11 protein-coding genes are annotated in these 11737 nt (G+C 42.6%); all 11 read right to left on the bottom strand.

Going from position 1 to position 11737, the window contains the following annotated elements; genetic code table 11:
- Positions 1 to 46 precede the first annotated feature (46 nt).
- From G601_RS0114645 to G601_RS0114595, 11 genes are read right to left on the bottom strand one after another with little or no spacing between them, the layout of a single operon-like run.
- Positions 47 to 1072, bottom strand: a complete 1026-nt coding sequence (locus G601_RS0114645) for a pyridoxal phosphate-dependent aminotransferase (RefSeq protein ID WP_026665814.1) — start codon at positions 1070 to 1072, stop codon at positions 47 to 49.
- Complete coding sequence (gene cbiB, locus G601_RS0114640) at positions 1056 to 2039, bottom strand: adenosylcobinamide-phosphate synthase CbiB (RefSeq protein ID WP_026665813.1); 984 nt, start codon at positions 2037 to 2039, stop codon at positions 1056 to 1058. The genes G601_RS0114645 and cbiB overlap by 17 nt, the downstream gene beginning before the upstream one ends.
- A gap of 13 nt (positions 2040 to 2052) precedes the next feature.
- Positions 2053 to 2835 carry an adenosylcobinamide-GDP ribazoletransferase gene (locus tag G601_RS0114635; RefSeq protein WP_026665812.1) on the bottom strand — a complete coding sequence of 261 codons (783 nt, stop codon included), beginning with the start codon at positions 2833 to 2835 and terminating at the stop codon, positions 2053 to 2055.
- Entirely contained in the window at positions 2822 to 3364 is a 543-nt protein-coding gene (locus G601_RS0114630; protein ID WP_026665811.1) for a bifunctional adenosylcobinamide kinase/adenosylcobinamide-phosphate guanylyltransferase, read from the bottom strand. The genes G601_RS0114635 and G601_RS0114630 overlap by 14 nt, the downstream gene beginning before the upstream one ends.
- Entirely contained in the window at positions 3364 to 4449 is a 1086-nt protein-coding gene (cobT, locus tag G601_RS0114625) for a nicotinate-nucleotide--dimethylbenzimidazole phosphoribosyltransferase (RefSeq protein ID WP_026665810.1), read from the bottom strand. Before cobT ends, G601_RS0114630 begins: the two co-directional genes overlap by 1 nt.
- Positions 4450 to 4456: 7 nt before the next feature.
- Positions 4457 to 5845, bottom strand: coding sequence for a cobyrinate a,c-diamide synthase (locus G601_RS0114620; RefSeq protein WP_026665809.1), 1389 nt, complete (start codon positions 5843 to 5845; stop codon positions 4457 to 4459).
- A 46-nt stretch (positions 5846 to 5891) separates the two neighbouring features.
- Entirely contained in the window at positions 5892 to 7904 is a 2013-nt protein-coding gene (cobK, locus tag G601_RS0114615) for a precorrin-6A reductase (RefSeq protein ID WP_026665808.1), read from the bottom strand.
- Positions 7894 to 8634, bottom strand: coding sequence for a precorrin-3B C(17)-methyltransferase (gene cobJ / locus G601_RS0114610; RefSeq protein ID WP_026665807.1), 741 nt, complete (start codon positions 8632 to 8634; stop codon positions 7894 to 7896). The genes cobK and cobJ overlap by 11 nt, the downstream gene beginning before the upstream one ends.
- On the bottom strand, positions 8627 to 9652 hold the full coding sequence (locus tag G601_RS0114605) for a cobalt-precorrin 5A hydrolase (protein WP_051205888.1): 1026 nt from the start codon (positions 9650 to 9652) through the stop codon (positions 8627 to 8629). Before G601_RS0114605 ends, cobJ begins: the two co-directional genes overlap by 8 nt.
- Entirely contained in the window at positions 9639 to 10700 is a 1062-nt protein-coding gene (locus G601_RS23510; protein WP_051205886.1) for an ATP-binding cassette domain-containing protein, read from the bottom strand. Before G601_RS23510 ends, G601_RS0114605 begins: the two co-directional genes overlap by 14 nt.
- Positions 10687 to 11712: a FecCD family ABC transporter permease gene (locus G601_RS0114595; RefSeq protein WP_026665805.1), complete on the bottom strand. Its 1026-nt coding sequence runs from the start codon at positions 11710 to 11712 to the stop codon at positions 10687 to 10689. The genes G601_RS23510 and G601_RS0114595 overlap by 14 nt, the downstream gene beginning before the upstream one ends.
- Positions 11713 to 11737 lie beyond the last annotated feature (25 nt).

Here is an 11737-nt window from a genome sequence, read left to right as displayed (position 1 = left end):
CTGAATTCACTCTCAACTTCTTTAGCCATGTCCCCCTCCTTAATTTTTATTTACATGCATCTAAAAGTCGCTGATTATTCTCTTCATCCTTAACTGCAACGCGGTAGTAGCCTTTTGATAATCCTTCAAAATTACTGCAATCGCGGATAAGAATACCATGTTTCAAAAGAACATCCTGAAGATTTCTACTTGATTTAATCAATATGAAATTAGTATAGGATTTATACACCTTCATATCAAGAGCATTAAATCCATTACATAACTGTTCTCTTCCTTTTCGTATCATCTCAAGGGATTTCTCCACGTATGAATCATCCATTAAAATCTGCGCACAGATGATACCGGCCTTCTCTGCAAAGACAGACAGATTCCATTCAGGTAAATATCTTCTTATACCTGTTATATCCTTCTCATCAGCGATGGCATAACCAACACGGACACCCGGAATCGAGAATAGCTTTGTATACGCATCTATTACAATAAGCTTAGGAACACAGCCTATGTATTTTTTTGCGCTGTTGCCACATGAGAGCTTTAAGAAGCACTCATCTATTACAAGAAACGTATTTGTACTTACACACTTTTTTATAATGGCGTCAAGAAGCTTTTCATCTATGCATCTGCCAGTTGGGTTGTTTGGATTTGCGATAATTACTGCGTCGATGTCATCAGTTATTTTTTTTATAAAGCCTTCATCCAATGCATAATCATTTTGCTCTGATAATAAGTAAGTCTCCGTAACACATCTATCAAGCATATTAAGCGCATGTCTGTATCCGTAAAAAGACGGAACGGGCATTAAAGCTCTCTTCGGATTTATGTATCTAAGAGCCGATACGAGAAGCTCCGACGCACCATTACCTCCTATGATATTTTCATAGCTAAGGTCACAGCCTTCAGATGCAGCAACCGCTTTTCTAAACGCAGTCTGCTGAATATCAGGGTACAGGTCTATTTTTTCAGCAGCATAAATAACTGCCCTCTTTACCTGCTCAGGACACGGAAAAGGATTAAGATTCACTGAGAAGTCGTATGCTATTTTTTGTCCGTATATCTCACCGCCATGTAACATAGATCACTCCAAGTAATAATAATATTGCCATGCAAAGATACTCAGTATTAAACATAAGTCTGCACGCACGTTTAATATCTTTTGTTTCAACTGGTCTGACATCATCGCCTATAAATGGCTTTTTCACAATTTTGCCAAAGTACCTGGCATCTCCCGCAAGCCTGATGGATAGCGCTCCTGCGCAGGCAGCCTCAGTCTGTGCGGAATTGGGGCTCTTATGGTTGAACCTGTCTCTTTTGAAAATTCTGTAAGCGCCTTTTCCGCTGTATTCCGGACCGCTTATAAAAGCAGCCAGAATCATCAGAAGCCCACTTATTCTTGCAGGAAGGAAATTGACGACGTCATCGAGTCTTGCTGCAGCTGTGCCAAAATGCTCATATCTGTCATTGTGATAGCCCACCATGGAATCCATGGTATTTACAGCCTTGTAGGCAAAGCCCAGAACCGGTCCGCCTATAAATGTATAGATGAGCGGTGCAATCACTCCATCCGAGGTGTTCTCCGCAACAGTCTCAACCGCTGCCTTGGTTATTCCCTTTTCATCCAACACCGCCGTATCTCGTCCGACTATCATGGATACCGCATATCTGGCGTCTTCTATGGTCTTATTTTCAAGGGCATCATATACCTTCATGCTCTCATCCCTGAGGCTCTTAGCTGCAAGTATGTAGCAGGTAAGAATCGTCTCTATGGCAACTCCCAGATATGGATGAAGCTTATATGATGCAAACATGATAGTGCCCGTCACCAGGATCACAGCAGTGATAACTACTATACAAAGTAGTATTCCTTTTAAAAACTCTGATTTTTCGTTTCGCTTTTTATCCTTAACATCCCCCAGAAGCTTTTCATCGAGAAAATGGATCAGGTTCCCGATAAGCCTTATGGGATGTGGAAAATTCATAGGATCTCCAATTATCTGATCCATCAGAAAGCCTATTGCAAAAGCCATTAAATGGTATTTCATATTTCCTTCGCCTTTAAAAAATTATGCTAAGAACAGCCAGGCATATCACTATTATGCCTTCGCCCATACACACAAAGTACCCTGCAGTATCTCCGGTTACTCCGCCAAACTCCTTGTTGCACATGTGCTTATAAAAAACAGTAAAAAGCGCAAGTGCTGTAGCGCATACTATTCCTGCCTTGATATCAAAATATAAGAAGCTCCCTATTCCGCAAAGCGCTTCTAGTAAAAGAATTACTTTATCAACGCTGCCCGTGCTGTTAGTCTCTGTGTTTAACATTCCAAACTTTTTTGCCTTATCAAAAATGATACTTGTAAGTCCGCAAATTGCTCTTACAAAGAAAAATGAAGCCATATAAATAAACAGATATTTATAATCTCCCTTTTCAAGTGATTTTGATAACAGCAGGTAAAAAAACGAGAGCCAGATCATCCCAAAGATAGAAACACTTATTACGGCAAAGGCTCCTATGTGAGGATCCTTCATGATCTCAAGCTTTTTCTCTTTATCCTGATATGAGTTCTTTGCATCCTGCACATCCATAAAGCCGTCCATGTGAAAGCCACCTGTCACTATAAGTGGCAATACAGAGAGAAACAAGGTAAGGCAAAACACCGGAATATCAAAGGCCATAGAAAGCCTGAACACTCCATAGGAAAGACCACCGATAACAGCTCCTATAAGCGGAAGTGCGCTTATGGCATGCTTCATATCTTTTTCCTGCCAGGTAAAAACCGGCATCGGAATTCTTGAATATAATGAAAATGCAATTATTATACTTTTAAAGATTCCCACTTATTATCCACTCTCCATCAGTCAGCTCTATTGTCTTATCTGACTTTTCCTTTAATAAAACATTCACCTTATTTACAAGCTTCACATATCGTCTTGTATCCTCATCGTAAAGAGGATCATCCTCAGGAAAACTGTTGGATACGATAACAAGATTCTTGCTTTTTTCACCAAGCATCATAGTCTCTGTAATTATCCTGTCCGATAGTTCTTCCTGTGACAAATCGTTATTTGATTCAGAATGCATCTCATTTCCCACAAGATTAGACATACATTCAAGAAGAATATTTTTCTCTTCAAGACTGTCTATGTCATCTATAAGTCTGTCTACTTCTGTAGGGCATTCTATAGTTATAAAGCCCTTGCCTTCTCTCATTTTCCTGTGGCGGGCGATGCGCTCCTCACCCTCTTTCCCGTAGGGTATCATCGTTGCGACATATAGTATTTCGCCGCCCTCAGACATCTCTGTAATAAGGCTCTCCGCCTTTAGGGATTTCCCGCTGTCAGGCGTTCCAAGTATTAGCACTATCATCAGGAATACCTCTTATATTCTTCCATGTTGTAGTCTTCAAATCTCGCTGCTTTTTTATAAAAATCGCAGACTGTATCGATCAAAGGAAAAAGCATTATCGCTCCCGTTCCTTCACCAAGTGCCATGCTGCCGTTCATATATGGCTTAAGTCCCAGCTTATCAAGTGCCATGAGATTTCCCTTTTCTCTTCCTGCATGTGATGCAATAAGGTAATCTCTTACTCCAGGAACAAGCATGTCTGCGATAACTGCAGCGGTGGAGCTTATAAGCCCGTCAAGAACTATGCTCACATGATACATGGCTCCGCCTATAACAATACCTGTCATTCCCGCTATATCAAGGCCGCCAACACTCTGCAGTATCTTAAAGGCTCTTTCCTTTTCGTCACTTATTTCATCGAAGCGGTATTTCTCAAGGCTCTTTTTTATGACCTCTTTTTTACGGGATAGTCCATTGTCATCTATTCCCGCTCCTCTTCCTGTTATCTCATCACTGTCTATATCTAATGCGGCTGCAATAACCGCAGTTGAGGTTGTGGTGTTACCAATTCCCATCTCTCCTGTAACAAGAAGCTTATAGCCTTGCTCTGATAATTCCTTTGTAAGAGTTATGCCGGTTTCAATTGCTCTGCACAGCTCCTCCTCGGACATGGCAGGCTCTTTAAGAAAATTCTTAGTTCCATTAGCAATCTTATAGTTCCTTACGCCCTCTAGCTTTTCATCTGTATCTATTCCTATATCAACAGGTATGACATCCACTCCGGCAGATCCTGCAAGTGTGCAGGCTGAGCTGATCCCATTTGACAGCGCCCTTGCAACTGAAAGTGTAATCTCCTTTCCGCTCTGGGAAACTCCCTCCTCAACGATTCCGTTATCCGCACACATGATGATGGCGGCGCGTTTACTTATGTTTATGTCCTCTGTTCCCTGCACCTTTGCTATGTCACAGATAAGCTCCTCAAAGTCACCAAGTCCGTCAAGAGGCTTAGCTATACTGTTAAAAGCTGCCTTTGCACTTAAGGCTGCCTTTTCAACAGGTTTATCTATTTTTATTTGAAAAATGTCTTCCTTTTTGGTAATGGTCATTTGGTATTTATCTCTCCAGAAATCTAAATATAAATTCAGGGCATGACGGATAATAGAGGTGCGCGAAGCCGCCAAATACATTCTCATTTAATCTGTAGCCCTGCCAGTGCCTGTCACCCACAGGCTTTTTAATAGCACATATATCTCCGTTGTCACTTGTGTCGTAATAGTGGAATTCATGTCCCCTTATGGTCTCGCCTGAATTTAGATATGGATTATCTTTTTCTGCAGTTACTCCCACGTATCCGAAGTGCTTAAGAGATGTTGTCATGTGAGCCTCGCCTTGAAAAATGCCAGCCATATCATAGCTCTCACCGCCAGCGTCTGCCATTTTCTTTTGCAGATAGAGGAACCCTCCGCACTCTGCCAAAATCGGCATTCCATTATTTGCTACGTTTCTGATACTCTCAAGCATAGAGACATTTTCCGATAATTCCTTAGCATAAAGCTCAGGGTATCCGCCTCCAAGTATCAGCTTTGAAACATCAGGTATTCTCTCATCATGTATTGGTGAAAAGGGAACAATCTCAGCCCCAAGCTCTCTTAACAGATCAAGGTTATCCTCGTAGTAAAAACAGAAGGCTTCATCCATTGCAACACCAACCCGGACAGGCTCATGCGTTTGCCTAAACAACTCTATTTTTTCTAGTAAATCATCACTCTGATCATTGTCAGCACTGTCTTTATCTATGCTCAGGTTGCACTTTGCCATATCAAGGAGCTGCATAATATCAAGGCTTTTTTCAAGCTCATCAGCTACCCGCTCTATCTTATCAAGGACATCTGCTATCTCATTTGGCATAACGAGTCCCAGGTGTCTGCTCTCAAATGCCACATCCTTCATTACAGGAAGGTGTCCAATTACAGGGACACCTGTTTCCTCATAGATATCATCCCTGATCTTCTCTGCCAGCATGGCGGAGATGTTATTAAGGATAACGCCCTTAATCCGCTTACCATCACCGTAATCCACAAAACCCTTTATAAGCGGAATAATGGATTTACTCATGCCTCTTGCGTTAACAACAAGTATGGCAGGAATGCCTGTGATCCCTGCGATGTCATAAGAGGAACCGTTGGTAGAAGCAGCACTTATCCCATCAAAAAATCCCATCACGCCTTCTATCACAGCGATATCAGAATCCTTCATTCCTTTTTCAAGGCAGGATATGATTCCTCTTTCCCCTGCCAGATAGACATCAAGATTTCTTGAAGGAAGGTCCAGCACTTTCTTATGAAACATGGGGTCTATATAATCAGGTCCGCATTTAAAGGATGCCGGCCTGTATCCATGTCTTTTTAATATTTGTAAAAGTGCGCAGGTAATAAGTGTCTTGCCGCTTCCACTTCCGGGAGCCGCTATAAGTATTCCCGGCACTTGTTTGTTACTGTTCAATGTTTTTCTCCGATAAAAATGTTATTGGTTTTAAATCATCAAATACTCAAAAAGAAATTATATATACAGGGTTCTGGGCATCAGGAAGATCGTAGCTTCCTGCCTTTTTAAACCTTGTGGCACTAATCTGTGTTATCTCAGGAGTAATATTTTCGTAGGTAGCTACTATATCCATAACCTCCGACAAGGTCTGGGGTGTAAGGCAGTTAATAACTATCTTTGCCTCCTCATTTAAAGCCCTGACCTTTTCTATAATCTCCTTCATATTGCCGCTGCTTCCACCTATAAAAGCATGCGTTGGCGCGGGAAGTCCATCCATCGCATCAGGTGCTGTGCCCTCTATTATCTCCATATTATCCGCATGGAATTTCCTTCGGTTTTTATTAAGAAGCTCTATGGCCTCAGGCTTTTTCTCGATGGAATACACCTTTATATCAGGATGAACCAGAGCAGCTTCAATTGAGACTGAGCCCGTTCCTGCACCTATATCGTAGAGAATCGATTCTACGGTGAGACCAAGCTTTCTGATCGAGAAGGATCGTATTTCCTCCTTGGTCATAGGGACCTTCCCTCTTATGAATTCATTATCACCAATGGCAGGATAAACAGAATTTGTATAAGCCTCCGGATTCTCAATGTATAACAGGCACCTTCCGGTGTAGTCCTTCACAACGCCGGCATTTTTCTCTGATTGAGTATCTTTCTGCTCGTCATAATCTCTAACAACTATCAGCTCTTCATCCTTACTGCCAAGCTCGTATCCAAGAACTACCTTCATGTTTTCAGGAAGCTTATCTGCAATCTCCAAAGCATGCTTATAGCCTGACGTAAGAGCGATAAGCCTTTCGTTTTTCATGGCATGCCCTGTGACATTGGCATCCTTTCCATGAGCACTTAGGATGCTGCAATTCTGTAGATCTATGCGGAGTCTCTCAGCAAAAAGAGTAACCGATGATATCCCGGGTATACGTTCTACCCTGTAGCCCGCCTTCTCAAAAACCTCGGTAGCCTTAATGGCTCCGCTGCATAAGCTGATGTCACCTGAGTAGATTACAAGGGGTCTCATATACTCAGTATGCTCATCCAGAAATTCAAGAATCTCTTCCCCTCTGTATATATCTTTTGTGGGTGTTTTTGTTCCTGTCAGTTCTCTAAATGCAGCAGTAACAGTGGCTGCTCCGAAAATAATATCTGCGCCTTGAATGGCTCTTCTGATGTCTACCGTGAACAGTTTTTCATCTCCCGGTCCCATTCCCGCAACAGTAATTGTTCGTACCAGGGCACCTGTCTCTTTTTCTATCTCCCTGATTATTTCAGACATGCTTTTTCCGTCACTGTTTTCTGAAACACTCTCGGGATTTCTTATCACTATGGTCTTTATCCCGCATTCCTTTGCTGCCTGGAGCTTTTCTGCAAAACCGCCTTTCTGTCCGCTCTCCTTAGTCAGAATGGCATCCACGCCTGTCTCCTCTATGAGCGCAATATTCATCTGCTTTGAAAAGGGCCCCTGCATAGCAATTATCTGTCTCCCAGAAAGTCCTGCCTCTTTGCATTTTTGAAGACTGTCCTCATTGGGCAGAACTCTTGCATAGATATTGATATTACTGCCAAGCTTTGACGTGAGGTTCTTAAGCTCCTTACTGCCTGTAAGAACAAGTACTGAGCCTCCGATTTCCATAAGCTTTCCTGCTGCTTCATCAAGATCTAAAACACCAAATACATCTTCTCCATATTCAGAGCCTGATGCTGTATCTCTTGAAAGTCTAAGATATTTAACGCCTGCCTCTTTGGAAGCTTTTCGTATTTCCTCCGATGCCCCTGTAGCAAAGGGATGGGTTGCATCCACAACAATGCCAAAACCTCCATCACGCATGATATCTGCCATTTCTGACGCATTACGTCTTCCGACAAAGAGATTTTTTTCTCCTGCGTTTTCCTCTATCTCCTCGCCATACTCAGTAGCAACGCTTACCGCATGAGGTATCATAGCTCTGTCTAAAAGCTCTGCCAGTTCTCTTCCTTCAGTTGTTCCGCCAAATATCAAGACCTTACTTTTCACTCTTATATCCTCTTGCCGTAACCATAAATCCGCCAATATTTTTTGTAGAAGAATTACCTATAAAAACCGTAGAAAACATGTCTGCATCTATGGTCTTTAGTTTTTCGAGCGTTGTGATCTCACACTCTTCTCCTTCGCGTCCTATATTCCTTGCAATTCCGCATACTCTCGCAGGTTCAATTACTTCCTCTAAGATTTCGCAGGCATGAGCAAGGTACCCGCTTCTTGATTTACTCTCAGGGTTATAGATTGCTATCGCCATATCAGCCTGTGCAGCCAGGCGAAGTCTCTTTTCTATTATCTCCATTGGGGTAAGGCGATCGCTCAAGCTTATTACGCAAAAGTCATGAATAAGCGGTGCTCCGAGAAGCGCTGCTCCGCTTAAAGCCGCTGTAACTCCGGGGATCACCTTTATCTCAACGCCTTCATAGTAGGGAGCCTTGGCACAGGCAAGGCCTGCCATGCCATATACTCCTGCATCTCCGCTGCAGATAATTGAAACAGTTTTTCCTTCCGCAGCCTTTTCGAAGGCAAGAGTTACTCTCTTTTCCTCCCCGGTCATGGGTGTTTCGATGTATTCCTTATCCTTTAAATAGTCTCTTACAAGGTCGCAGTACACGGTGTAGCCTGCTATATACTGACTTTCCTCAAGAGCCATAAAAGCAGCTTTTGTCATGCCCTCCATTTTCCCGGGCCCAATTCCGACTATATAAATCTTTCCATTACACATATCTTTTTATCCCCACAGCTAAGGTCATTCCATCCTGCGACCTTTTCTTTATAAGGAGCTTTTCGCTGCCATAAGCCATTACGGAGCGTTCACAGATATTGTCAGCTCCGGTGATGTTTTTTACGAAATCAGAGGATGAAAAATCCCCCTCCTGTTCCATAAGCTTTTCGGCAGAGAAAGTCACAAACTCTGCATTTAATCTCTTTGAAAGCTCAATTAGTCCCAGCTCCTTTTCCTTGATATCTATGGAAGTAACTGCCTTCACAGAGCGTATATCAAAACCTGCTTCCTCCAGGTATTCTTTGCAAAATTCACACAGCTTATCTGCATCTGTTCCCTTTTTGCAGCCCATGCCGACAACAAGGCATTTTGGAATCAGCTGCAATATTTTTCCTGTAGTCTTCGCAGGCGTAATTATCATATCGGGGTTATCACCAATGCAATGTACCTTTCTAAGTTCAGCCGGAATTGTCGCAAGCTTTAAATATTCTTCAAAATATTCATCCACATAATATGTGGCGGTTTTATTTCTCAAAAGTCCTGCTGAAAACTCCTTTGCCTTCTTCATGTCGGATATGACCATATCATGGTCCTTCGTAAAAACATCTACTGCAAAGAGCCCTTCAACATCAGTGGCGGTAGTAATTACAGCCTCTCCGCTGACAATCTCGGCAAGGCGCTTTGAATACTCAACGCCGCCTCCGATGTGCCCCGATAAAACAGGAATAACATAATGCCCCTTTTCATCAATAACGATCACCGCAGGATCAGTGGTCTTGTCCTTAACGAAAGGCGCTATTGCCCTTACTGCTATTCCCATGGCACCAATAAATACCAGAGTATTCCCCTTTTGAAAATTGGAAGCGGTCCAATCTTTAAGGTCATTTACCTTACTTACTATGACATTTTCATTAACATCTTCATTTTCGCAAAGGGCTGCCACTGTCCTTTTCATGAGCTCACAGCCGGCATCGGTATAGCATATGAATTTGTAGTTTTTAAATTCAGCGGTCTCCATACATCTTTTCCTTTAGCTTTTTTATCACCTTGCCGTAGTTGTTCCTGTCATGAGGGAAGGTACAATTTTTACAGTTCTTGGCTCCCTTTTCCGTGTAGGTATATTCGCCACCACAGTCCTTCATATCGTAAAGCGGACAATAACAGAACATGCAGCTAAAGCACTCCTCCGGAAGGTTATGACAGGGATAGTACTCACACTCCTTATTAAGAAAATATGATGAGTGACGTACATTCTCCGAAGGCTTATCTGAAGCTTTCCCAATATTTTCGTCCGAAGCCTTTTCTGCCCCTTTCAGACTGTACTGCAGCTGAGCCTTTACCTTCTCGTACATATCATCTGTAAGGCGATACAGGTCCTTAATCATTCCCTTTTCGAGAACGTCCTGCGGACTCTCAACGATCACCTTACCCTCGCCGTCTATAAGGAGAACTCTTGATGATATCTCCAGCGCAAGATCAAGCTCATGAAGTGACATTATTATTGTTATGCCCTTATCCGAAAGCTCCTTCAAAACCTCCAGAAGCTCCATCCTGTACCTGATATCAAGATAGGATGTAGGCTCATCCATAATAAGGTACCAAGGCTCCTGGCATATCGCTCTCGCTATGAGAGTTCTCTGCTTTTGTCCATCGCTAAGTGCTTCGAAGGGCTTTTCCTTTAGCTTATCTATTTTCATTAAAGTCGAAGCTCTATTTCCTGCTTCATAGTCAGCCTCTGAAAAGGAGCCAAAGCTTCCTGTATAGGGAAGTCTTCCTGACATTACGACATCAAAGCAGCTCATCAGCTCCGGCTTAACCCTCTCCGTTGTCACGATGGAAAGTCTCTCAGACAAATCCTTAAGTGAAATGCTTTTAATGTCATCCTCTCCGATGTGAACTGTTCCTCCAAGAATACGGAGCTGACCTGAGATGGTCTTAAGAAGCGTTGATTTTCCGCCGCCGTTTGGACCTATAAGAGAAATGATCTCACCCTTTTGGATCTTAGCCTCAGCGCCGTTTATTATTATATTTTTCCCATAGCCTGCTATGACTTTAAGAAGCTCCATGGTTTTTATTTCTCCTGATGATCATGAAAATTACTATCGGTGCACCAAACAGTGATGTCACCGCTGAAATATTAAGCTCCATGGGAGCAAACATCACCCTCGCCAAAAGGTCACTGAACATACAAAATACAGAGCCTGCGAGGAAGGATGCCGGAATAAGAATAATAGGCTTTGATGATTTTAATGACTGCCTCATAAGGAACGGAACAGCTATTCCTATAAAGGATACCGGTCCTGCAAAGGCAGTAACACAGGCTGCAAGCAGACTTGATAAAAGTATTATGCAGATCCTGCACACCTTTACATTTACTCCTACACTTTTCGCGTAGGTCTCACCAAGCCTCAGAGCATCAAGACTCTTACTTAGCATCATCGATAATACAAGCGCTATTACTACAACGACCACCGAATACCTTACTCCGTTCATGTTGGCTCCGGAAAAGCTTCCCTGAGACCAGCCATGGAGATTCACAATATCCGAATCATCCGCAAAGGCTATCAGAAAATCCGTGATGGCGCTGCATATATATCCCACCATTATTCCGGCTGCAAGAAGAGCTGCCATGTTTTTAATCTTAGATGATATCAGTATAATGAATCCGGTTGATATCAGCGCTCCCACGAACGCTGATACGATAAGCATAAGTCCGGAGGAATAGCCTGTACTTCCCACTATAAAAATAAGTGTCACCGCAACTGCCATCTTTGCTCCCGAGGAAATTCCCAGAATATATGGTCCCGCTATGGGATTGGCAAAATATGTCTGAAGAAGGAAGCCTGATACAGCCAACGCTCCACCAAGGAAAAGTGTCATGACCGTTCTTGGAATTCTGATATTCATGATGATATTGGCGGTCTTGGCATCTGCATTTCCTTTAAAAACCGACTTAATCACATCACTTAAGCTGATGCTTGTACTGCCGATGCAGATGTTAATCAAAAGCCCCGCGATCACCAGAATGATCAGCAATATGAAAACTATTACAGTTCTCTTTTTATGGTTATCATGCATAAGCTTTGTTTCCTAATCTGTTTTT

It is taken from the genome of Butyrivibrio sp. FC2001 (assembly GCF_000424125.1).
In the GTDB taxonomy this organism is placed as follows: Bacteria; Bacillota; Clostridia; order Lachnospirales; family Lachnospiraceae; genus Butyrivibrio.
This window is presented reverse-complemented; position numbering and strand designations above follow the sequence as displayed.

What these genes read in the sequence shown, in the direction of transcription:
- G601_RS0114630 (WP_026665811.1), bottom strand. Translation starts at nt 3,364, where the DNA reads ATGATAGTGCTAATACTTGGAACGCCTGACAGCGGGAAATCCCTAAAG.
- G601_RS0114595 (WP_026665805.1), bottom strand. Translation starts at nt 11,712, where the DNA reads ATGCATGATAACCATAAAAAGAGAACTGTAATAGTTTTCATATTGCTG.
- G601_RS23510 (WP_051205886.1), bottom strand. Translation starts at nt 10,700, where the DNA reads ATGGAGCTTCTTAAAGTCATAGCAGGCTATGGGAAAAATATAATAATA.
- G601_RS0114605 (WP_051205888.1), bottom strand. Translation starts at nt 9,652, where the DNA reads ATGGAGACCGCTGAATTTAAAAACTACAAATTCATATGCTATACCGAT.
- cbiB (WP_026665813.1), bottom strand. Translation starts at nt 2,039, where the DNA reads ATGAAATACCATTTAATGGCTTTTGCAATAGGCTTTCTGATGGATCAG.
- G601_RS0114645 (WP_026665814.1), bottom strand. Translation starts at nt 1,072, where the DNA reads ATGTTACATGGCGGTGAGATATACGGACAAAAAATAGCATACGACTTC.
- cobJ (WP_026665807.1), bottom strand. Translation starts at nt 8,634, where the DNA reads ATGTGTAATGGAAAGATTTATATAGTCGGAATTGGGCCCGGGAAAATG.
- cobT (WP_026665810.1), bottom strand. Translation starts at nt 4,449, where the DNA reads ATGACCATTACCAAAAAGGAAGACATTTTTCAAATAAAAATAGATAAA.